Raw genomic sequence first — 22523 nt, forward strand, 5'->3', positions numbered from 1 at the left:
CGGATAGATTCCTTGCGAGCAGTGAGTTCGAAAACACAAGAATTAAACTTTTGGCTATGTTTTCGAACCTTACATTTATTTTTCATAACGAAATCTAGAATGCGGGATGAGTTAGGTGGACGACAAGATAGCGAGACTGATTTTTCCCGACTGGCAACCACAAAGGCCTCGTAACTACTGGCGCTGTTTTATGCTTTTTGGCTGGATGGATCCGCGCATTGATGACTGCCAATCGCCTTGCGCAGCGCGAGCAGAACTGTCCCAAGACTGGCGGCCGCATGCACTTGCGGCTTCCACTCCCGCGCCCTGTTTCGCCACGCACAGGACTGGAGTTGCCCCCATCCGGTGGACGGTTTGTAGCGTGAGAATCAAGCCGTGTGATCGTACTCGATAGCAGTGTTATCTCCGGGGCCGCCGCCGGCCCCATGCAGGCCGGGGGCGAGCGGCCCGGTGGGTAACCCGGGTTTGTCGTGATTCGCTTGAGCCGCGCGGTGTTACTCCTCATAGTTCATCGGTGAGAGATAGCCCAGCGCCGAATGTCGCCGGCGCGGGTTGTACCAGCCCTCAATCCATGTGAAGACGGCCAGACGCGCTTCGGTCTTGGTCCGGAAGGTCTTGCGGTCGATCAGCTCACACTCCAGGCTGGCAAAGAAGCTATCGGCCATTGCGTTGTCGTAGGCGTCACCAACCGTGCCCATCGATGGGCGCACGCCCATCTCGCGACAGCGCTTGCCGAATGCCAGCGATGCGTACTGGCTCCCCTGATCGCTGTGATGGATGACGCTCTCGGGCTTGCGGCTGCCCTGCGCCATCTCCAGCGCGCCAAGCACGAGTTCGGCGCGCATGTGTTCGCCGATCGACCCGCCGACGACGCTCCGGCTCCACACATCGATGACGGTCGCCAGATAGATGAAGCCCTGCCAGGTCGGTACATAGGTCATGTCGGCCACCCACAGCTGGTTCGGTGCATCCGCCACGAACTGCCGCTTGACCAGATCGGGTGCCGGACTACGGTCCGGATCCCGCCGTGTGGTGACCGTAAAGCCGCGCCTGCGGCTCACGCCTCGCAAACCCGCCACGCGCATGAGTCGTGCAATGCGCTTTTGGCTCACCCGCTCACCCTGTTCAAGCAGCTCGGCGCGCACGCGCGGGCGTCCGCAGGTTGAATCCGAGGCGCTGTGGATCGCCCGGATACGCTCGGTCAGCAAGGCGTTGGCCATGCGTCGCGCACTCGGCGCCCGAGTGCTCCAGGCGTAAAAGCCGCTGGCAGAGATACGCAGGACGCGGCACATCGTGCGTACGGGAAAGTCGGCCTGGTTCGCCATCTAGAGTTCGAAGAGTTCGGAGAACCCACATCGCTCTTTCTGGCGAATCAGGCCGTAGCCTTTGCCAGGATGTAGCGCTCCATCTTGATCTGGCGATTCTCCCGGCGCAGCCGACTCAGTTCGTCCCGTTCGGCGCTGCTCAGCCCGTCCTTGTCGGGCAGTGGCTTGCCGGCGTCTTGCGCCGTCTGGGCGACCCAGTTGATGATCGTCTGGCTGGTCGGGGCGAACTCACGCGACAACTCGGCCGGATGGCGACCGGCCTGCGCAAGTTCGATGATCTGTTGGCGAAATTCCGCCGGGTACGGCGCTCTTGTCTTCCGCATCTCGGACTCCTTCTCCCATAAGGTTCGGGTGTCCACCGAAAAGGGGCAACTTCATCGATGCTTTTGGCAGCGCCCTTTACAAGGCGCCAAGGCTGTACGACTTTGGGCTTACGGCCAGGCTGATGTCGCCGCTGTTTGTGAAGTCCTTTGTGAAGACTGATTGGAACGATGCCGCCGATGCTGGGCAACCTGCGAAATAATGGAGCAACCGAATATGCGCTCTGTGCTTCCCAACAACGTCGCCACACACTACGGTAGCGACCGAGCCGGCTTAGTGCTAACGTCATTTACTGCGGATTCTAGGGCCGAAAACCAAGCTTGACATTTTGGCCTGAGAGACAGTGCCTTGACCTGCAACAGATAGCTGACGGCTACGACAGGGGCAACGCAATTAATCTAAATTAGAGGAGGTAATCAAATGGCAATAGCGTCTAAGACGCCACCCCGAGGTACTGCTGCACCTGCGAGCAGTAGGACGCTCGCGCACGAACTCTCAGACGTGCTTCGCGTGGTGGAGGCCCACACGGCTGCTTTCCCACAGGGTACCGACCTCACGCGGATCTTGTTGTCACTCGAATCGGGCGCGCGACTGGAGCTGGAATTCTCTGGCCCAGCGAGGACACGGCTCGCAGATGAGCGGCAGGGGCACGTTTGCTTCTACACTGAGTTTAAAGAGTTCGCGCCCGAGGCGTTTCTTTCCATCGATGACCTCGACCTTGCCTCTTCCGCAAAAGCGGGGGCCAAGAAGTTACAGGAACAGTTCCCGAACGACGTGAAGTTCACGAGCGGCAGACGCAGCATCGAGCGGCAGGCCTCAGCGATGGCGCCAAACATCGTGACGAACCGCAAATGGATTGAACAGACATACAAGGCTTCCCCTCAGAGCGCCGCCTTGCAGAAGTGGGTGGATGAAAATCCTACTACTACGACCGCCGCCGCGATCGCAGCAGGCCTTCAAAGCGTCATGAGCTCGTGGACCGCGGCTCAGCAACGCAACTTTTCGCGCCACATCACGGGCGATGCGTTCGATGTGCAACCGGTCCCCGGCACGCAAGGTGAGAAGATTAAGCAGGCAATTGCGAACCTTCCGAAGCTGAATTGGCACACGTTCCAAGAAGGCGGTCTCGAAATCTGGCATGCACAGTTCGACACTTGAAATCGTCAATAGGGATATCTTGTGTATGAGGCGATGCTCACCGTCGGGAAGTTCAAATCCCAAACGAATGGCCAATCTGCGCATCTCAAACAAGGAATCGGTCACACAATCCTAATTTCAGTAAACTCATGACGAACTCCTGCATCAGTTCAAAGGGTTTATGGGGTGTGAGCCACGTGAAGCCGGACGCGGTTTTTTAAGCAGACACCGGTTCCTGCGCCCGCGTCCAAAGTAAGCACAGGTGTTTGATCACCGCCTAACCCGAAGTACAGGTTTTCCGCCGCCTAAGCGAGTCGCTACATCAGAAGCGAGCGGCTTCACGCTTCTTTCAGCATCAATCCGATCGGGCACTACGCCGCCGCCTGACGACATTCGTGCTTGTCCATAGCAACTTTGAGTTTTCTCGGAGGAATGTCCAAGCGCTTTCGCAATGTCCTGTCGTGACTTACCGGCAGCTTTCAAGTCACTTGAAAACGCGTGTCTTAAGCAATAAGCAGACAGCCCGCGCTTCCCTCCCCAACCTAAACGCAACGAGGCACACGTTATGGCAGCGCTATATTTCTTCGCACTGCATGACTTGATTTCTACCACGCCCTCAGCGCCCCTTAAAACACCTTTGACTACTGAAATAATCATATCTAAAAATAGATTTGGAGGCCTTGGAAGCGAGTAGGCGATTTTTCGATAAGGTTGCCCGGAATACTCTGTTACCTTGAGCCCAGAGATTTCAAATTCAATTTCCGATTTTGTGAGTGTTATCTTGAAGTTTTCGACTAGCTCACCTGGCCGACATCCAGTGACGGCGCTCAAAGCAAAAGATAGTTTGTGCTTTCTAAGACTTGGCTCCTTTAGAAGCGACTCACGCCAACCCGACGGTGCATATTTAAGGTCCCGACGTTTGCTATGTCTTGCCCGCCTGTCTTTTTTTGGAAGTGGAGGTGCGTCGTTAAATATTTGGTGCATCTGCCGTAAAAAATCAGCAGGCAGGGATCGAATCTCATCAGGTATCTCAGATGAGTTTAGTTCACCTTTTAAAACATGAGCTTCATGTCGGCTCCAATACAGGACCGCCGCCCTGTTGTTGAACCACGTGCTTGTGATTTCGTATTCCCGGCTTTTTTCAGCACATCGGCGACACTCCGATTGCCTCTGATGACCCTGAGAAATATGTTTTTGTATAAATTTTTCGTCGATGGCGAAGTCATTTTGATCTCCTGTTATATAGGCTCTCAAAATATATCCCGTGCTTTTCGTCTGTCAAATTAGAGAAAATAATTTGCTACGATTTTCTCCGGGCACCTCCCAGTTTTCACGCGGCGCACGATCGCCGCTTGGATTAATACTTCCGAGTAATGCTTGGGCTGAACGCTGTATCGTTCGATACTTTCACGGCGCAACTCCGTGATTAGATAACGCATTAACTTCCGGCCGCTTTCCATGCACTTTAGCGCGGCTCGTTAAAGGGTATTTTTCCTTAGCTCGAATGCCATTAAGTGAGATCACTGAATGAAGCGATCACAGCATATCTGATTATATTCCGCGGATACAGTATGATTGAATCCTACGGCTTCACAAGCAATCAGGGAACGTCATGGAGACAAACACACAAAGCGGTACTCACACGCCAACCTCTCACATTTTGGTGTTTTTAGCCGGGGCGCTTTTAATTGGGCTCTGGATTTACACACGTGACCTCATCGCATCCGGAATTATTGCCGCCGCTTTTGGGTGGTATGTGGCAACCCGGATTGAAGAGCATTTTTTGGCCGTTACCTGCGCAACAGTTTTGGGTATCATTTTTTATGCAATGAAAAAGTTTTAAGAGCGAGTCAACGGAATTGTCTGGAGATGGATGGCTGGGTTCGTTCGGTCAATGCAGCACGATCGAGCTAACGTTAAGGTTATGGATTAACGTTAAAAGTTCCAGCCCAAGCTTTTCCACACCATAAATCTGCTTAAAGCTCGCGTTCTTCAAAAGCTAATCTCGCTCGACTTTACCAAGCATGACCCGCAACGTCTCAGCTGCCTTCTCAAAATCTTCTGCCCGCCGCTCTAGAAAATCCTCGGGACAGGAAGTCACCTCAGAGACGGCGATCCCCTCCTGCTTGAAAACCCGATATTCGCCGTCTGCCGTGCGGACGCCGGCAATTGCAAGGTCGCTGGTCGAAGCGTCGACCATGTGTTCAATCTTGGGCCGGCGCTCTCCGGTCTTGCGCGCGATCTCATAACGGAAGGCCTGCTCCGGATTGATACGGGCGCCTTCGGGAAGCTTCATCTCCGTTTGGCTTCGTAGATCGTTTGAGTGGGCATGTACAAGACGGCGAATGTCATCAGCTAGGTACGCGGGTTTTCCGAGAAATGTCGCTACCGGCAAATTCCCTCCGCGCGCAAGATCCGACAGCCATTCAGGCACGTCTTCGATCGGCACGAAATCCTCGGGGCCTGCGCCACTGATCCGCCAGGAAAAAAGCTCAACGCCTCGAAAATATATGACGCGCTCGCTTATCCGATCCTTACCCATGCGCTGATGATCATGAGCGTCGAGCCACTCACCATACACCGGTGGAAACTCCCGCTCCTCGGCGTGCTCGTCGCATAAGGTCGCCCAGCAACCCCCGTAATACAGACGTCCGGGCTCTCCGCAGCACTGGCAGGTTCGCCTCGCCTCGCTCGCGGCAATCTGAACAATCGCATCAATCTTTTCTCGCAGAACAGCAAGCATGCGTTTGCCGTCCGCGGACGCATCCTCAACGTCCTCCGACTCCTCCGAGTCATCATCTGTCTGGTCATCCTCTACTGAGGTATCGATGGCAACCCTGCGCACCCCGTCCCCGCTCATCAGCGATACCGACACGACGGCGCTATTCCAGTACATACAGAGGCGGCCGAATTTTTCCTTGATCTGCACCCAGTGGAACGCTGCCATCTCCTCCGGCGTCAGCGCCTCACGTACACGCTCAAGCGCTCGCTCGACCACGTGGTTCCACCCTGAAGGGATGCTCGTGCCCAAATAATTGGGACCCTGAAACTGTTCGCCATACCGTTTTCGAAAGCCGGTCATGAGGAATTCCTTCTCTTTTCCTTCATTTGCCCATAATCGGTGGCGCGGATAGAGGCGGTTCGCTTCATGGCAAAAAAGCTGCATCTCCTGAAACAGACTGTCCGATCGCAGGTTTTCCGAGTTCGCTGTTTCCGCGTGATCGTGCGATCAACCGGAGGCAGGTCCTGCAGGACCTCCCTCTTCGACCCTATTTTCCAACCGCGACTACGCGCCATTCCCGAGACCGCTCCACTCCCGGGGCATCTGCAGCGGTTGCCAGATCAGATCCGTGGGCGTCGAAACAAGGAGTACAAGACCTACATTCGTCTCCTTCGCGTGCCGCAGCACCCTGATGGAATGTTTAATGAGTGCTTCCGAGATTCCGTTCTGAGTGACGACAACCAAAACGAACGCAGCACAGGCATCAAGGTGAATGCGCTGTGCGTGGGCCTCGTGGATTGCACGCACGTCGAATTGGTCGGCAAGCTTTACTTCAAAGGTCACCACATGGCGCGTTGGTTTTCCTCGCCTCAAGGCCGGATACGTGCCGCTTCCCAACAGATCCTGTCTCGACCAGATTCCGCCGGTGTCGCGTCGGCCTTGATGGGCGGTGTTCGCCACCTGGACATCTGAGAATCCAAGTGCTGGCATCCATTCACGCTGCAGTTTTTCCTGGATAGCCCCATAAGATTGCTTTTCTCTCGTCCAAATGGTCGGTTCGCAGTGATTTTCGGGAAGTAATCCCTCAAAGCCACATGGTTTGCGAACCAGACGAACACGCCGGCCGCGACCGCGGCAGCGTTCGATCTGTCCCCTTCGAACCAACTCTTCAGTGGCAACCTCGACTTCATCGCGACTCAGGCCGTTAAGCAGGGAGAGTTCGACAACTAGCATGGATTCACCTGTCGCCGCCAGGCATTCCGTGATCACTTGATGGTGAGTTCGCTGCCCAAATAAATTCATCGTCTTGATCGTGGGCTCTTGAAGATTAGGGGCTGATGGCTTTTCTTTTTTCCAGCCATTGAAGGTTTGTCGATTTGGCCTTTGAAGCGAGCGTCCTCAGCGTGGTGATGGACTTCGGTCATCACCACGCCTGCGATGGTCGCTGCGATGTCTTGGTAATCGAAGGCTTTCCTCTTGAGTTTGGGTGTCCTTGGGGCATATCTGTGGTCCGGCAGAAATGATGGGATGCCCGTTCTGCTGTGAGATGCCTTGTTTAGAATCAGGGCTGCCTTGCCGTAGTGAGGGTATCTTGCCTGCACGAATGCTTGATTTATCGGGAACTCACTGCTGAATTGAGATTTCTTGATTATAGAAGAGGCCTTGTATGCCCCCGAATTTACAGCGCAATTCAGCGCTGTAAATTCTCCCCCTGAAGGGCGTCGCGGAATCTCGAAAAAAACCACGAGCTTCCACATTATTCGCACTTTAAAGGGGGTGCGAATAATGTTTTGAATTAAGGCCTCTTGGTTATCTTTAGAAATCCATCGTGTCAAATTTTGGAGTTCTTTTCCTCTGGCATCCTTGTTCATTTTTGGATACCTCTGTCCGTCATGCGGGAAAGCCGGCAGGGGCGCGAATGCGTCGTAAGGAAGTGTTCTCTCTGGCACGCTTGAAGGCTTCAAGGTGGGGTAAGCACCGGGCCTCATAGTTCATCATCCGTGTTCATGAGGGATGACCGCATCCGACCCGCGCGCTCCACGTCGTACTCACCTTGTCGGACCACGCGGACCTCCAGGCTGTCGAGGTCGAGTTCTGCGATGCCTCTAAAGCCCACGCCCACGCATGCGAATCCCATCCGTTTCTGCTCAGCGCTGTAGTCCAGGCTGTCGTGGTGGTGGCCGTGGACGACGAGTTTTGCGCCCATGGCCCGGGCAAGGTGATCGATACCGATGTGACCGTAGGGGTGGCAACTCGGCGCCTCGTGGGTAATCAGCACATCCGTCTGCAAGTTGGCCATTCGTTCGAAATCTTCCGGAAAGATGCTTGATAAATGGAGGATTTCCGAACCAAAGAGCACGTTTGCGTGGAATAAGGGATCGTCAAGGGAAGCGACGGCTTGTTCAGCGGTGATCCCCTGCTCTTTGAACCGGGCCGGGTTGGGTGTGGCGAGGATTCGTTGCGTGGCAAACTCTTTAAAGCTCTTAAAACTCGCTGTTTTGCCGTCGAATTGCTGCAAATCCGGCGACCAGACGGTTTTTCGGAAAACACCCCCGAAGCCCGCGAGTCGGATGCCTTTCATTTCAACCACGCGCTGATCGAGGTTTTCATCCAGCGCGGTGAGGAGGTTGAGCCACGTGGTGACGAGTTCTGTGTCGTGGTTGCCGCGTATCCACCAGGTTTGAATGCCCTCTTCCTTCAGTGGAGCAAGGATCTCGCACATGCTCCTCGTGGGTTCGATGTCGCCCAGAAAGACGACACCAGCGGGACGACGCGCCAGCGCTTCATGGATGGCTTGGTCAAACCGCCCATGAACATCCCCAAAAAGGAGGATGGATCTCGATTTCATGCGAATAGACCCAGAATTTTCGGGTTTTTGCGCTCAAAAATCGGATTTTCGGAGAAACGGTCGTTCATTGGCCGCATACCGATGAGCCGCCTACCCTTCGACACCAGTCACAGAGCGTCGTCCAGCACGTTTGATGGTGCAACGTGGGCGCTCCACAGTGCTCGCAGACAAAGGACGACTCCTTTCGGGCGATTTCCACTACGCGTCGAGAGTGTTCCGTACTCATGCCGATTCGGAACTTGAGTTGCCAGAATTTTTGCGTGACGCCCTTCAAAAGTGGGATGTTCCCTACCGGCGCTTTTCGAATCTCCATCGCGTAAAGGCACTCGGCTTCGATGCCCGTGCATGCCTGATCGACCAGATCGAACCACCCGTTACCGCAGTCCAGATGCCATCGCCACTCATGCTCTGCCTGCTCTCTGATCTCCCGGAAAAGGAGCGGGTAGCGGTTAATCAACTTTTTGACGAGGACGATATTCATGCTCGTCAGTGAATGGCGAGTGTTGCAGTGTCAGCGCAAAGATCCCGCCCGAGCAGATCTTCGGCGATCAGGTGACTACGCCCCGTCAGTACCGCCCGACCCGCGGCAGATGTGAGCCGCTTTCTCATTTCGCGCGGCGGTAAGGCTGAAAGAACCGTCAACACTTCGTCGCTCAGGTGTCGATCCAGCACGTCGGTCAAGCCACGCTCGTCGAGAAAGTGAGCGAACACGTGGGTTGCAATTTGCCGGCCTTCATTCTCTTTCGGACTCGGGATCTCGAAGGTGACGAATCGCTGCCGGATGGGGTCGGGAACGAGTTCGATGTGGTTGCAGGTCGCAAACCACAGGACGCGGCTCGCATCAAGAAGCAACTCGGGGAGCGACAGATCACAGAAACGTCTGGCAGTACTTCGTTCAAGCAACAGGTGCAGCGCCCCAAGCGCAGCCTTTTCTCCGCGTCCGCCACTAATACTGCTCACTTTGTCGATCTCTTCCAGCACCACAGCGGGGTTGGCGACCGGGGAAGTGACGAGGTGCCAGAAAAGCCGGCCTTCGTGAGAGTTCGCCCAGAAAGTCTCACTCCCGGCGAGGGCGGCACCGCTTTGTGCGCTGGCCATGTCCACCAACAGCACGGGAGCAAGACGTAATCCGTCTGCCAAATGTTGCAGATACAGCGTCTTTCCCAGGCCCGGCCGGCTATGGATCAGAACCGGATCCAGCGCAATGGCTCGTCCAGTCGCCAAGGACAGCGCGCACTGGCCTTCGATGTAATCAGTGACTGAAGTGAAATTTGGAAATAAGGCTCTTAATTCAGTAAAAAGACCGTGAATGACACCTGAAAACTGTCTCAGGGGCTTTTTTGAACTGTGCGCCTTCAACCCGACAACGATGCCACGAATGCGCACCTTCGCGTCATAGTCTCGTCCACTGACCCGCATCTCCAAAAGCTCAACACCCTTCTCTTCCCACACATCAACAAGTTCTTCGCGCTTCATAACGGCCAAGCCTGCTTCTTCGACGTCAGGCGGATGCTGGGCATCCCCCTCTTCCGTCGAAAGAGACGAAACGTCACCAACGAAAGAATCAACACAATCGCTGGAAGAAAAAAGAGGGATGGCACTTGAAGATTGAGGATCGGTTGCATCAAACCATGCCGCAACCTTTAACCCCTCAAGATAAGAATGCTCCTCGCAGAATTTGTTGTTCTCCCTCTCCAGAGGACTTCCACAAGCGTTACAGGAATACGCAGCCAGATAGCGGAAATGTCGACACCGTTCCGTGAGCGCCGCAGTCCTTGCCTCATCCAAGTCCTTGATAAACATGAAAACGGATGGTCCGTACGCACCGTAGGCCCAAAAGATGAAGGCGGAGATGTCGTTAACACGGGCGTCGCCTACGATCACCCGAAATTCATTCAGTGCATCAAGAACGATCGATACGTGGCCAGGGAGGAATTCGATGGAAAACTGCATAGACCACGGGAATTCAGTGCGCTGAACCTGGGCGGAATACGCACGAAAAACCTCGTGATCATCGAAGATCTTGTCTAGAAGAATGTTCCGCAGCGCCATCATGACCTCACAATGGCCGCAGTAGAGCATCATTCTTTGTGTGTGTAAACCCCTTTAAAATCAGAGGGAATCGCGGTCAAGAAAAAATATTTCGCTGGATTATTACTTTTATAATGGTGCATTAGTCAGTCTTTGATTACATTTAGAGCACGATAAACAACCCTTTAGGGGGATAGATGATGGTTTTAAAAAGTGAAAGCCACGCAAAACATTTTCCGCTGGCCACCTTCGAATTTTCGGAGAGATTCAAGGTCAAGGCGCAAACGGTAAGGCGTCGGTTGTGCGAACGCGGGTCCTATTACGGGTTTGTCCCGGTAAAACTTCCAAATGGCCGTCTGGCTTGGCCAGAGGTGGTTGTAACCGCAGATGGGCCTCAAGTTCTTTAAAACATAACTTATCAGCGCAAAGGATTCATCATGGTAAAAAAAGCAAAAGCAAAGCTGTCGGCAGTCGAGCAAGAATTTGATGACGATGAGTATCTTCAGTCGTACGGCAGCTATGCCGGCGATGGTTCTGATCTTTACGACGCAGACACAGGTTCCAACAGTACGGATTACAAACTCGAAGGTGTCGGGAAAGTTGATCAAGACAACATGCGATATCAACAGGCAGTAAAGGACCTGGCTAAAGTGATCATCAATCTCGTCGAGTGATTGAGCTGCAAAAGCGAACATTGCCGGGCTGCCCGGGAAGTCAGACGCAACAAAAAAGGGGCACTTGAATAAAGTGCCCCTTTTGCATTCCTCATCCTCTGCCACTTGTTTTCGCGACACCGTGACCTGCCCCAATTCTTCGGACCATGAATTACTTGAAAGAAGTAGCTTCGTGGTCCTTGCCTGACAGGGAATAGACGAACTGCGCAGGGGTCAGGTAGCCCAGTGCAGAGTGTGGTCGTACTGCGTTGTAATGGCGCCGCCATTGTTCGATCACGACCCGCGCTTCCGTGCGGTTTCGGAAGTATTCCATCGACAGGCACTCGTCGCGAAACTTGCCGTTGAAACTCTCATCGGTACCGTTCTGCCAAGGTTTGCCCGGCTGCGACAGCGCCATCTGCAAGCCCTCGCCTGCAGCCCACTGCAACAATCGGGTCGAGACGAACTCCGGGCCGTTGTCCGAGCGCAGAAACTTCGGCGCACCGCGTTCGCTGATCAACCGGCTCAGTACCTCGACCACACGCTCCGAACGAATGCTGCCCGCCACATCGATCGCCAGTGCCTCCCGCGTGCGCTCGTCGATCACCGTCAGGCACTTGAGTTGCTGACTGTTGGCGCAAGTGTCGAACACAAGGTCGTACGCCCACGCATGGTTTGCTGCGGGCGCACGCTGCACCTGGAAGCCCGCCTTGTTCCACAGCCGCCAGGTGGCGGCCAATGCTCAGGCTGAGTCCGGCACGGCGCAGGAAGATACGAATGCGCCGATATCCGTACCGTGGGTACTGACCCGCCAGCTTCTGCATTTGCTCAATCGCCGGCTGATCCCGAACATCCAGCCGCGACACATAACCCAGACCGGAGCGCGATACGTTGAGCAGCGCGCAGGCACGCCGTCTCGATAGTCCTTTACCTTCTGCAAGCAGCACCTGCGCCCGACGGGCGCAGGTGCTCACCATTTATTTCACGCGATCTCCTTCATCACGTCGATCTCAAGGTCGCGTCCAGCAAGCATCTTCTTGAGCCGCGCGTTCTCCACTTCGAGCTGACGCAGACCCTTGACCTCGTCGGCGGTCATCGCGCCGAAGCCCTTTCTCCGTGTGTAGATCGTCTGCTCGCTGACCCCGGGCTTCTTCGACACCTCCGCCACCGGCGCCTTGTCCGCTTCGCGAAGGATCTTGACCATCTGCTCTTCCGAAAAACGACTCTTTCGCATGACTTCCTCTCTGCAGTCGGAAGCCATCCTCTCAAGTTTCAAGTGGTCCGAAAAGTCGGGAGCAGGTCACTCTGTTCGCGTAAGGGGGGAGCCGATCGAAAGAGACCCGACTTGAAGCACGCCAAGTTCAAGTAGTGGCAGAGCGGTGACGCACGCTAGACGCGCAAATGTGCTTATTTTGTCGCTCGCCCTTTAAATAAAGGAATTCCTTTACAGAAAATGCTTTGCTAATTTGAGGGTGTCAGCTCAATCACTTGGAATCAAGAACATGACTAAGACGAAAGTTACCTTCCGCGTCCCAGTGCCCTTGTGGGATGCCTTCTCAACGCAGGCTGATGGCTTGTTTTTAAAACGCGCGCCCTTCCTCGATCACGTACTTTCGCGCGAGATCCCACATCTCGAGGATGATCTCGAGGGTATGAGCCTAAGCGTTCGTGGAAATCGCTTCATCAGCGAGGCCCTCCATAGAGCTCAAAATTACCAAAATGAAAAAATGGAGCTCAAGGCGGTCAACATCGAGATTCAGAAGACAACCGCCGACCGGCTCAATGCAGCTGTAAAGCGGCACAACCTGGTTCGGGATGCTTTCTTCTGCCGATTGCTCATCCTGTTCCGCGGGCAAGACAGGATGCTGAAAAGACTTGGCGTCTCATCGACTACAGGTGGAATGAATGACTACGGCGCGCCCTTCTCGACGAGCCCCATGAAAGCGATGGAAGAAGTGCGTGATGACCCGTTCTTTTACCTTCGGCAGGCGATATTGGCTAAACATGGGCTCGGGCTTTACCTCGTCGAACTACCAGGGCTGATGTGGGCAACTTGCTTCGTCGATGATGCAATGGTGCCAACGACAAGTAAGTTCAAGAAGCTGAAGCATACGATGGAGGAGTTCGAAGACTTTCTCTTTGAAGTGAAAAATGACAAAGGGAGCGGACGATGAACTACTCCGATCACGCTGCAGTGAGGATGCAACAGCGGGCCATCCCTGCCCTGATCGTTGAGTTGATCTTGCGGTTCGGAACAGCTGAGCCCGCGGGCAACGGCACAAGTAAGCTTTACCTCGACAAGCGAGCGCGTCGCCGAGTTAAGTCTTTCGCAGGGCCGCTGGCCAAGGCGATTGAGTCCCACCTTGACGTCTATGTCGTTATCAGCGACTCAGGCAATGTCGTTACAACGGCGTATCGCCATGAGCGTATTCACCGTCACTGAGGGTGGGTCAGACCTCGCGCGTATCGGTCGCGAGATGCAAAGCGGTGTATATGAAGTTGAACGTGAACCATTTCAGCAAGCTCCCGGCGCTTGCATGAAAAAACATCCGAGATGCCGAGTACAAGATCGCAGCGCACGGAAGGTCTCAGCCAAAACTGCGAAAACGCTTGTCATGGATAAACCACAATTGCAAGATCAACCAATCATGTCCATTGAACCGTATATGCAGCCTCCATCAAGTACGTGGGTACGTTTCTTACGCACGTATGGCCCAACACCCAACAATCTGACGATGTATGACGAATATGTGGCTGGGGCTGTGGGCCGAGCGAAGGTGCAGCCTATCGCACTGAGCACGCCGATGCTAGAACCGATGAAGGCGCATGTCGCCTCGGGCAAACCCGGCTCAGTCTTGATCGCGGGCACAGCCGGCGATGGCAAGACCTATCATTGTCGCGCGCTGTGGACAGCTATAGGAGGTGACTCTCGCGCTTGGGCCGCCAAGGGAAACATCAAGGAGTATCGCTTGGTCGATGGCCGCTTGGCAGTGTTTATCAAGGACCTCAGCGAGTTCAATGGCGAAGAGAGCGACGCCCCTTTGGCGCGCCTCGAAAAGTCGGTGCTCGGCGACGACGACAGTGAAATAGTTATCTTGGCAGCCAACCATGGCCAAGTGCTCGACCGGCTTCGCGACCTCGGGCGCCGGCAAGGGCGCAATCATCCCTTGCGCAAGCCGCTTCAAGAGTTCTTTTTGCAGGCGGCGCAGGAGCCAGATCGCCTCGCTGTATTCGATCTAAGCCGCAGCGTAGGGCGCATGGCTTTGGAGGAAGTGGTCGCGGCGGTCGCCGACCATGCCGAGTGGAACAACTGCGATCGGTGCTCTTTGAAGTCCAGTGGCAAGGTCTGCCCGATCTTCGAGAATCGGCAGCGTTTGCTCGGGACCGGCGATGGCGCGCAGCTCGGGCGCCGCCTTGGCGACCTCGTCGAGATCGCCAGGCTCAACGGGCAGCATTTGCCAGTCCGGGACTTGCTTGCGCTGTGCGCCAACATAATCTTGGGCCATCGCGACGCAAAGGACGGCTTGATGTCCTGCGCCGAGGTTGCGTGGATTCAGGAGCAAGGGGCAGTGGACCGGGCGAGTGTCTACAGCAATGCCTTCGGCGCGAACCTGCCCAAGAGCCGTCTTGGCGAACGGCCGGTGTTCAAGGCGATGGCGGCCTTCGGCGTGGGCGATGAAACCACCAATGGCGCGGACGGCTTGTTGGTCTATGGCAAAGATGACGTGAAGCTCGCGCCGGCGTTTGCCCGCTTGATCGGCAGCGATCCGGTCTATGGGGCGACGCCGAGGCTGTTGAGCGCCCAAGACAAGTATCTCGAAGGCGAGGAGGCCGCCCGCATTGACGGCGGCGCGGCCGGCTTCATGGACCTGTTGCAGGAGCAGCGCCGCAGATTGTTTTTCACGCTGCCGCCGGATGAGAAAGGCTATCCCTTCTGGTCCATGACGGTGTTTCGCTTCGCGGGCGAATACTTGGAGATGCGTGCGGCCCTGCTCGACAAGAAGCCCGTCGCCGAGACCGCGCGCGGCCGACTCGTGCGCGGGCTCAATCGCGTGATGACAGGCCTCTTGGTCGACAACGTGGACCGCATCTTCGTCGCCAGCTCTGGCGGATTCACCCAGTCGCGCGTAAGCGTGCTGTGCGACACCGAGGCTCCGTCGCGCCGGCTCAATGGGGTCGGCATGGCGGTCAAGCTCGAGGCGAAGACGGGCCGTCCCTGTCTGGAGGTGTCACTGGTCCAAGGCGCAGTCGATTCCGTGGCCTTCGACCTCACGCCCGTGCGCTTTGAGTTTCTCTCGCGGGTCTCCGAGGGCGCGCTGCCGGGCAGCTTCTCCAATGAGTGCTTGGAGGACATGCTGGCGTTCAAGGCCAAGCTGCTGCGCAAGGCCGAGCTCATCCGTAACCGGAGCCAGCAGGACGACGACGAGGAGGCAGGGGCTGATAGCGGCTCGCTGACGCTCAACTTCATCGACATCGAGCAGGGCGGCCACGGGTTCTCTCGGCCCATCACCGTGAGGATTTCCGAATGAGGCAGCGCATTGACATTGACCGGGTCGATTTCGCTGTCGACGAGCACATTTGGGGTCACCGCCTCTATGACGAGCAGTTGCCGCATTTGACGGTGCTCGAGTTCTTGGGCGTGCTGGGCTCAAACCTTGACGGCCCGTTGGTCGCCACGCCGAGCGACAAGGTGCGATATCGGCCGCAGCATCAAATCCGCCTGCGCGGTCTGCTGTTCAACAACCCCTTTGTCGAGGCCATCCGCGAGCGATCGATCCCCGACGACGAGAAGTGGCGCGAGTGGAGCGCGTTGTTCGCCCAGGACGCCACCAAGCTCGGCGACCACGACATGGGCTACCTGCGCAAGGCGTTTTCCAGCTTTGACGACTTCGCCAAGGCCATCGAACTGCTGCGCTCGTCGGCCTTCGAGGCCCGCAGCAACAAGCGTTGGAGCTCTAAGTTCGTCTTTCCCTTCGGTCCTGACGCGTTGTTCGAGGACTTGCGGATTGACTCGGGCGGCGCGAGTAACGACCGCCGGTTCTTTGCCCGCACGGGCGAATTGCTCTACCTGATGCTCAGCCGCGCGGCCCGCGGCCCGCAGCTCGGAGCTCAGCTCTCGCAGCGCCTGTTCAACCGCTCCGCTCCGATGAACCGCCTCGTGCGGGCAATGCAGGGCGAGCCCCAGTTGGCGTCGAATTCGCGTGATGTTGGCTACCTGCCCCACGCGTCCCATCCGCGCTTTGATCAGCTGTGCGAGGACTGGTTGGCGATCTTGGCCAAGGACATGCCCATCTATGACGCCTTGGAGCACTTGATCACGTCGGCGGGCCTCAATCTCCTGTTGTATTTCCTGGAGCAGGCTAAGACGCAGGCCGGCGACGCCGAACCCGTGGAGTTCGTCTGCGAGATCGTCTCCAAAGAGCGCACAAAGGTTCGCGCCCTGTCGGGGGACAGCTACCAGCTCAACCAAGGGCTCTCGGTCAAGGCTATTCGCGCGTCCATCGAGCAAACCCGCCTGCTGCCCGAGTGGGAGGCTGCGTCCAAATCGGATTACCCCGACGCGGCGCAGGCCAGCATCATGCGCGAGCTGTTCCAGTGGCCGTCGGCCGATTCGGACGACGAAGCCGACTACACGTGCATGTCTGGCGACAAGCTTATCGAGAAGCTCGTGGAGATGGCGATTTCGCGCCATGAGCAGCACGTTAACAAGATTCACGCGTCGTGGTCGCGCGCCGTTGGGCTGAGCTCCCGTCGCCTTGCGCGGCGAACGCGGTATGCACCAAATGACCGGCTCATCAAGACACTGGTGGTCACCATTGTCGATGACCGGATGCAGTTCGACGAGTTCCTTACCGAGGCCAAGCGCCGCTATGGGATCGTCATTGGCGACGCGGAGGGCTCGCGCCTGGTCGCCGACAAGAAGGTGGACCAGGAAGTGCTCAGCGAGAACCGCGCCAACCTCGAAGCGCGGCTGGTGGGGCTTGGGCTGGTGCGGCGGCTGTCCGACTCCTGCTCGTTCGTGGAAAACCCGTTTGGGTTCAAGGGGGAAGAAAATTGCTGACCGATCGAATCATTGGGCGCGTCGGCGCGGACATACTGGCTAAGCGCATCAGTGACGCTCGCGAGGCCGACGGCTCGGCGCACGACTCGGCGGCGCTGTTCCGCCTCGACAAGCTGTCTTCTTCCCAGGTCGCCTCGGTGGTCCGCGCGGTGCTTGCCAACCACGACTTGGCCGCGCGCGTTGATCTCATGATTCCCGAGGCGCTGGTCGAGGGCCAGGGCTTGCCTCCCGAGGCTCTGATCCAGCACAACGCTGGCTTCGTGCGCAACAACGCCCAGACGAGCAAAGAGGCGATCCTCACGGCCAACGGCAACGAGCATAACCTGGCCGACACCTTGGGCCACGTTACCGCTTTGGGGGCCAAGGAGCTGCGCGCGAACGAAGAGGCATGGGTCGATGCGACATGCCATGTCGCTGGAATGGCGCCGGTTCCCGATGATCGGCAGGTGTTCCGCTCTGCCCTCAGAGGCCTGATCTCTGCCTACGACCTGTCATTGGTTCAGCTTGGCGATTTCTGCGCCCACGTAACCGAAGCAATGTCGGCGACGCGCGGCCTGCCAATTCGCGACGCTATTGGCTGGTCGCTGCCGAAGGTTGGCTTGCCTCGGGACACCGCTTTCTTCGCCAGCGCGAAAACCTACGGTGCGTCCTACAAGCCATGGAAGAAGGCGTTCGAGAAGCTCTTCGCCCACCGCGCTCCGCTGCTGCTGCGCTTGCGGCCCAACGGCCAGCCGCTGGACCCCGACGAAATGCGCCAGCGCTTGGAGGACAACGCGGCCAGCATCACCGATGCCGCGCGTGTCGCTTTGGAGGCGTTCATCAACGCACCTATGGGCGAGAACCAGCCCGCTGCTGACGTGGCAGAGCTCGAATGGGAAACCGATGGTGTGTGCCACATCTTCGACAAGCCGAAGGAAAAGCTCCAAGGTCTTGCCGAGCACACGTTGCGGTTTTTCGAGCATGACTGCGACGACGCAGAAGCCCTTGACGAAAAGTGGAAGCGCCACCTTGAAGATCTCAAGGCGCGAGAGAAGCGCTCCGAGTGGAATGATGACGACAAGGTCTTCTTCGAGCTGCACCGCCGCTTCATGGAGCCATCGCGGCAGCTTCATTCCCGCTGGGAGAAGGCGATCTTCGGCAAGGCCATCGAGTGCAATGACTTTCTTGATGGCTTTGCGAGCGTGGCTCACCACCTTTTGGCTGGCGCCGACGATATGGCCGGCGAGCGGCTCCTGCGGTTTACGGTGAACAAGGGCCGGACTGAGTGGCGCACTCGCTTCAATCATGACGTGGGGTGCTATTTCTCGGCGATGTATCGCGGCATCCAGGAGCTGATGGGCTCCCGGGTGAAGTGGGAGGTCAAGGGCATGGGCGTGGGCAACCTTCCCGACCCGCTGTTCCACTATGAGAAGTTTTTCGCCAAGGAGAAGGAGCTTCGCGGCGCGACGCTCAAGCCCGTATCGTCGCTGGCCCGAAACGCGGTGCAGATCAAGTTCGACGTGGCGCTCGTGCAGCGCATTGGCGAACGCGAGAATGTCATCGACAAGTCGCAGCTTGTGTGGAGCTACCGGCCTGAATCCATTGGCTTGGCGTTGGTTTCGGACATGCGGCGGTTACTGGAAAAGGGTGCGGTCGGTTGCACCGAAGTTCCGCGCCGCCTGGTCAGCAAGAAAGGCGGCGTTCAAAGCGTCTCGCTGCTCGACACTGGGACGCTGGAGGCCACGTTCTCCCGCGACGCCGGCTCGCTGATTCCCCCAGCCAACAAGCTGCGCAGCTTGCGGGCCGAGATCAAGGACCGGATGAAGGAGCTTGCTAATGAGGGACGCCTGACCATGGAGCAGCGCGACGAGTTGCGCGCTGCATGGGATGCGTTCGAGGCTGACTATATCTTGGCTTTGAAGGACTTCATCGACACGGGCCTGCAAGGCGAATCCGTCCTACGGCAGGCTGAGTCGTTCTCGACGCTCCTCAACGCGCTAATGGTGCACGCACGAGGTGATGTGTGCCGCGCGAGGCTAGTCGCCGAAGTGCTCTCGATTGGCACGGCCCGCATTTCGGGCGCGCAGCCGTCGCTCATCATTCCGCCTTGGCATCCCGAGCGGATGAAGGCGCTGGCGGTCAAGACTCGCCGCGTTGCGGGTTTGGTGACCCACTTGCTCACCAACGACAGCGTGTTCTTTGGGCACCGCGACATCTTCTTCCGGGAGTTCTCAGAGGAGCTCGCACATCCGTTTTATCCCGAGATCGCCGTCCTGCAGCGCGGGAGCGAGCCGCTGCTTGTCGCCGAGAGCAGCACCGTCAACGGATACAGCCTGTTTGAGCGGCCGGTCCGCGGCGAAGAGGACTCAATGACCGATGTTGATCCGACGGCCGCCGCCAAGCAGGCTCGTGAGCTCTTGGAGCGCTACATCGGTCTGCAGCCCCACGAGGCGGCTAACCTCAGCGTTTTGCTCTACAACGCCGACGCGGCTGAGCTGCCGCTGGCCACCGTGCGCGAACTTGCTAGCCTGCAAACCGAGGACGACTTCCAATGCAATGTGTCGGTCAGGCACAGCGATTCGGCCAAGCTGCGCCGGGTCTATGCCGAGCTGGTCAACAAGGCGTGCGACGACCCGGAGCTGCCAGTGGTCAGCGAGACCTCGGACAACTTCATCTCCAAGCTGCGCATCGCGGTGACTCCGGCGTCGGCCACGCCAGGGCAAGACGAAGGCGGCTTCAAGCCCTTCGACGTCGCGTTCTTGCATGACGTAGTGTCGCGCACGGCGGTTGAAGAGTGGCTCTCCGTGGACTGGACCAACGACCGGCCTAGTCTGGAGCACGCTCCATCGCGCTGGTCCTATCGAAGCGTATCCGGCGAAAACGAGCTCAAATCAACCACCTTCCTGACTTGCCCGTGGCAGACGGCTTCGGGATGGGCCTATGTCGGCGCGGTGGCGGCGGTGCATCGCCAAGCCGATGCGCCGGTTGGAGCACGCTACCTGCCCGCCCGCCGCATTTCGTTGCAGCATGAGGCGCTGGCTTCCACCATGAACGACGCGCACGCGTTGGCCGAGTGGGTCGCCACCTATGATGAGCTGCTTGATAAGCGGCAACTGCAGCACAACGGCATCACGGTGGTCCGGTATCGCCGAGCGTCCACCAACGGCCGCAACATGATCGTGAGCTCGACATCCGAGCTGCGCCTGCTCGGCGTGCTGATTCGCCGACGCCTCGGCGAGCTGGGTCTCTCTCTTGGCTCCGATGAGCTTGATGCCGTGGCCGCCCGGATGAAGAAGGATGCCTTGTCCGTCTCCGGCGACATCGTTCTGCGCGCCGCCAAGCGCGGCGTCTCTGCCGGCGAAATGCTCGGGCTTGTCCTCAGCTGCCACCTGGTTGCCGAGGAGTTTGCAGCCCAGGCCTGCGTGGGCCAATCGTTCAGCGTATTCTTTCTGCTGGACGACTACGCCGATTGGTTGGCCCAGCGCGAAAGTCGCATCGCCGACATCTTGGCCCTTTGTGTCGAAGAGGCGGACGACGGGATTCGGCTGCGCATCGCAGTGGTCGAATCCAAATACGTTGCCGCCGATGGCTTAGCTGATGCGAAGCGCTCATCGAAGGCGCAACTCATGGCGACGTTGACGACCTTCCGGGCGGCCTTGTTTGGCGACCCTGGCCGCCTTGACCGCGATGTGTGGCTCTCGCGCCTGGCCGACTTGCTGATCGACGCTGAGATTCCGCCAGGCCTCTCCGGCCTGTTGGAGCGGGCACGCTCGAAGCTGCGGGAAGGCGACGTGGACATCGGCTTGCGTGGCTATTCCCAGGTCTTCGTCCATTCGGCCGAAGCAGGCCAGTCCCAATCGGCGTCCGAGCAGATCGAGATCGACAATACGGATGGCGTCCAAGCCTGGCAAGAGGTGTTTGACCGGCCAGAACTGCGCAAACTGGTGGAAGCCTATGCGGCGGGAACAGGCGCAACCGGCGCTCGGGCACAGCTGGGCGGCTCAGAGCCTTGGACGTCCGTCGCGTTCAACCGCCCGGCCGCGCGCGTGGCTTGGCACGCCATGATGGAGCAGCTCGGGCCGCAGCCGGAACAGGCGCAGGAAGCCGCTGGCGCGCCTGAGCCGATTAAGCAGCCCCCGTCGGTCCAGCCAGTGCCCGCTCCGGCGCAGACCGCCTCCGCGGCGCCCGCCACTGAAAGCGCTGCCGTAGTCGCGCCATCGCCAGTCGCGGTCGCGATGGGGGCGCATTTGTCGGCTTTGATCGCCGCCAAGCAAGCGGGCTTGGCCGTGGCGGACGACGAGCGCGAAGCTTGGGCGCAGGAGACCACCAAGAAGCTCAAGACAGCATTGAACAGCTACGGCTTGCAGGCTGCGGTCTTGGGCACGCGCAAGACGCCCAATGGCTGCTTGGTACGCCTGGCGGGTTCTGATCGTCTCAGGGTCGAGGACATTGAGGCCAAGCGCACTCAACTTCTGACCACCCACGCCATCAACCTGGTGACGGTTCAGCCGAAGCCAGGCGAGATCGTGGTGACGATTGCCGGGGTCAAGAGGCAGGCGGTGTCGCTTTGGGACTTATGGGCCAAGCGGCAGCTCAACCGCAACATGGCCGGCATCAACACTTCCTTCGTCCTGGGGCTTCAAGAAATTAATGGCTCGCTGCTCTATTTGAATCTCGGCGGCGAGTTCGGCGGCCTGTCCTCGCATGAACCGCATTCTCTGGTGGCCGGGGCCACGGGCAGCGGCAAGTCGGTGCTGATCCAAGCGATTCTTTTGGATATTGCCGCGACCAACCCGAAGGAGCTGGCCCAGATCATCCTCATTGATCCCAAGATGGGCGTGGACTATGCGGCGTTGGAGGACTTACCGCACATGCGCGAGGCGATCATCACGACCAAGGATCGCTCGACAGAAGTGTTGGGAGCACTGGTCGAGGAGATGGAGAGCCGATACAGGGCGTTCGCCCAAGCTCGCGCGCGAGACCTGGCCACGTTTAACGCAAAGGCAGCCCCCGACGCTCGTTTGCCCATGGTTTTCCTTATCCACGACGAATTCGCTGACTGGATGCTTGACGATGGCTATAAGGGCGCTGTTAGCGCCGCGGTGCAGAGGCTTGGCGTGAAGGCACGCGCCGCAGGCATCCATTTGACCTTCGCAGCGCAGCGGCCCGACAAAGACGTGATGCCCATGCAGTTGCGCGAGAACCTCGGCAACCGGCTGATCCTAAAGGTTGCCAGCGAGGCCACGTCAAAGATTGCGCTTGATCGTCCAGGCGCCGAACTGCTGCTCGGACGGGGCCATATGGCTGCAAAGCTCAATGGCGAGCAAGGAATTGTTTTCGCTCAGGCGCCGTTCCTGTCTGACGACGATATTGCCTTGGCGGTTACAGCGATTCGCGCCTCAAGTTTGAACATGACATAGTTGGGTCGGCTGATGTCCCAAGGAAA

15 protein-coding genes and 2 pseudogenes are annotated in these 22523 nt (G+C 57.7%); 9 read left to right on the forward strand and 8 right to left on the reverse strand.

Going from position 1 to position 22523, the window contains the following annotated elements; all coding sequences use genetic code 11:
• Positions 1-494: 494 nt before the first annotated feature.
• Positions 495-1648: pseudogene (locus tag BSY238_RS10170) on the reverse strand (IS3 family transposase).
• 499 nt (positions 1649-2147) lie between these two features.
• Between BSY238_RS10170 and BSY238_RS10180 the strand changes: the two are divergent.
• On the forward strand, positions 2148-2804 hold the full coding sequence (locus BSY238_RS10180; protein ID WP_150123927.1) for a hypothetical protein: 657 nt from the start codon (positions 2148-2150) through the stop codon (positions 2802-2804).
• A 249-nt stretch (positions 2805-3053) separates the two neighbouring features.
• Here BSY238_RS10180 and BSY238_RS18365 read toward each other — a convergent pair whose 3' ends face one another.
• Entirely contained in the window at positions 3054-4037 is a 984-nt protein-coding gene (locus tag BSY238_RS18365) for a site-specific integrase (RefSeq protein WP_150123928.1), read from the reverse strand.
• Positions 4038-4395: 358 nt separating this feature from the next.
• On the opposite strand from BSY238_RS18365, the gene BSY238_RS18370 reads away from it, so the two are divergent.
• Positions 4396-4626: a hypothetical protein gene (locus BSY238_RS18370; protein WP_150123929.1), complete on the forward strand. Its 231-nt coding sequence runs from the start codon at positions 4396-4398 to the stop codon at positions 4624-4626.
• A gap of 156 nt (positions 4627-4782) precedes the next feature.
• Here the strand turns inward: BSY238_RS18370 and BSY238_RS10185 are convergent, their stop codons facing one another.
• The 4 genes from BSY238_RS10185 to BSY238_RS10195 form a co-directional block, all read right to left on the reverse strand.
• Positions 4783-5865 (reverse strand): hypothetical protein, encoded by a 1083-nt coding sequence (locus BSY238_RS10185; RefSeq protein ID WP_150123930.1) that lies wholly within the window; start codon positions 5863-5865, stop codon positions 4783-4785.
• A 204-nt stretch (positions 5866-6069) separates the two neighbouring features.
• Positions 6070-6738, reverse strand: a complete 669-nt coding sequence (locus tag BSY238_RS18375; RefSeq protein ID WP_150123931.1) for a hypothetical protein — start codon at positions 6736-6738, stop codon at positions 6070-6072.
• Positions 6739-6803: 65 nt separating this feature from the next.
• Positions 6804-7376 (reverse strand): hypothetical protein, encoded by a 573-nt coding sequence (locus BSY238_RS18380; protein WP_150123932.1) that lies wholly within the window; start codon positions 7374-7376, stop codon positions 6804-6806.
• A gap of 113 nt (positions 7377-7489) precedes the next feature.
• Positions 7490-8353 carry a metallophosphoesterase family protein gene (locus BSY238_RS10195; protein WP_069039044.1) on the reverse strand — a complete coding sequence of 288 codons (864 nt, stop codon included), beginning with the start codon at positions 8351-8353 and terminating at the stop codon, positions 7490-7492.
• Between the two features lie 157 nt (positions 8354-8510).
• Here BSY238_RS10195 and BSY238_RS18385 point away from each other — a divergent pair, with 157 nt between their 5' ends.
• On the forward strand, positions 8511-8846 hold the full coding sequence (locus BSY238_RS18385) for a hypothetical protein (protein ID WP_150123933.1): 336 nt from the start codon (positions 8511-8513) through the stop codon (positions 8844-8846).
• Here BSY238_RS18385 and BSY238_RS10205 read toward each other — a convergent pair.
• Positions 8840-10408 (reverse strand): AAA family ATPase, encoded by a 1569-nt coding sequence (locus BSY238_RS10205; protein ID WP_190295006.1) that lies wholly within the window; start codon positions 10406-10408, stop codon positions 8840-8842. The genes BSY238_RS18385 and BSY238_RS10205 overlap by 7 nt on opposite strands.
• Positions 10409-10821: 413 nt before the next feature.
• Between BSY238_RS10205 and BSY238_RS18105 the strand changes: the two genes are divergently transcribed.
• A complete protein-coding gene (locus tag BSY238_RS18105) occupies positions 10822-11058 on the forward strand; it encodes a hypothetical protein (RefSeq protein ID WP_083224012.1) in 237 nt (78 codons plus the stop codon).
• A gap of 151 nt (positions 11059-11209) precedes the next feature.
• On the opposite strand, the pseudogene BSY238_RS10215 reads toward BSY238_RS18105, so the two are convergent.
• Positions 11210-12271: pseudogene (locus BSY238_RS10215) on the reverse strand (IS3 family transposase).
• Positions 12272-12539: 268 nt separating this feature from the next.
• Here BSY238_RS10215 and BSY238_RS10225 point away from each other — a divergent pair.
• Genes BSY238_RS10225 through BSY238_RS10245 form a run of 5 tightly spaced genes read left to right on the forward strand, consistent with a single transcriptional unit; the run spans position 12540 to position 22497 of the window.
• Complete coding sequence (locus tag BSY238_RS10225) at positions 12540-13211, forward strand: hypothetical protein (RefSeq protein ID WP_069039048.1); 672 nt, start codon at positions 12540-12542, stop codon at positions 13209-13211.
• A complete protein-coding gene (locus tag BSY238_RS10230) occupies positions 13208-13480 on the forward strand; it encodes a hypothetical protein (protein WP_069039049.1) in 273 nt (90 codons plus the stop codon). The genes BSY238_RS10225 and BSY238_RS10230 overlap by 4 nt, the downstream gene beginning before the upstream one ends.
• Positions 13458-15566: a hypothetical protein gene (locus BSY238_RS10235; protein ID WP_223300087.1), complete on the forward strand. Its 2109-nt coding sequence runs from the start codon at positions 13458-13460 to the stop codon at positions 15564-15566. The genes BSY238_RS10230 and BSY238_RS10235 overlap by 23 nt, the downstream gene beginning before the upstream one ends.
• Positions 15563-17098 (forward strand): hypothetical protein, encoded by a 1536-nt coding sequence (locus BSY238_RS10240; protein ID WP_069039051.1) that lies wholly within the window; start codon positions 15563-15565, stop codon positions 17096-17098. Before BSY238_RS10235 ends, BSY238_RS10240 begins: the two co-directional genes overlap by 4 nt.
• Positions 17092-22497, forward strand: a complete 5406-nt coding sequence (locus BSY238_RS10245) for an FtsK/SpoIIIE domain-containing protein (RefSeq protein WP_069039052.1) — start codon at positions 17092-17094, stop codon at positions 22495-22497. The genes BSY238_RS10240 and BSY238_RS10245 overlap by 7 nt, the downstream gene beginning before the upstream one ends.
• Positions 22498-22523 lie beyond the last annotated feature (26 nt).

It is taken from the genome of Methyloversatilis sp. RAC08 (assembly GCF_001713355.1).
In the GTDB taxonomy this organism is placed as follows: domain Bacteria; phylum Pseudomonadota; class Gammaproteobacteria; order Burkholderiales; family Rhodocyclaceae; genus Methyloversatilis.

What these genes read in the sequence shown, in the direction of transcription:
- BSY238_RS10185 (WP_150123930.1), bottom strand. Translation starts at nt 5,865, where the DNA reads ATGACCGGCTTTCGAAAACGGTATGGCGAACAGTTTCAGGGTCCCAAT.
- BSY238_RS18380 (WP_150123932.1), bottom strand. Translation starts at nt 7,376, where the DNA reads ATGAACAAGGATGCCAGAGGAAAAGAACTCCAAAATTTGACACGATGG.
- BSY238_RS10195 (WP_069039044.1), bottom strand. Translation starts at nt 8,353, where the DNA reads ATGAAATCGAGATCCATCCTCCTTTTTGGGGATGTTCATGGGCGGTTT.
- BSY238_RS10205 (WP_190295006.1), bottom strand. Translation starts at nt 10,408, where the DNA reads ATGATGGCGCTGCGGAACATTCTTCTAGACAAGATCTTCGATGATCAC.
- BSY238_RS10225 (WP_069039048.1), top strand. Translation starts at nt 12,540, where the DNA reads ATGACTAAGACGAAAGTTACCTTCCGCGTCCCAGTGCCCTTGTGGGAT.
- BSY238_RS18105 (WP_083224012.1), top strand. Translation starts at nt 10,822, where the DNA reads ATGGTAAAAAAAGCAAAAGCAAAGCTGTCGGCAGTCGAGCAAGAATTT.
- BSY238_RS10230 (WP_069039049.1), top strand. Translation starts at nt 13,208, where the DNA reads ATGAACTACTCCGATCACGCTGCAGTGAGGATGCAACAGCGGGCCATC.
- BSY238_RS10240 (WP_069039051.1), top strand. Translation starts at nt 15,563, where the DNA reads ATGAGGCAGCGCATTGACATTGACCGGGTCGATTTCGCTGTCGACGAG.
- BSY238_RS10235 (WP_223300087.1), top strand. Translation starts at nt 13,458, where the DNA reads ATGAGCGTATTCACCGTCACTGAGGGTGGGTCAGACCTCGCGCGTATC.
- BSY238_RS18375 (WP_150123931.1), bottom strand. Translation starts at nt 6,738, where the DNA reads ATGCTAGTTGTCGAACTCTCCCTGCTTAACGGCCTGAGTCGCGATGAA.
- BSY238_RS18370 (WP_150123929.1), top strand. Translation starts at nt 4,396, where the DNA reads ATGGAGACAAACACACAAAGCGGTACTCACACGCCAACCTCTCACATT.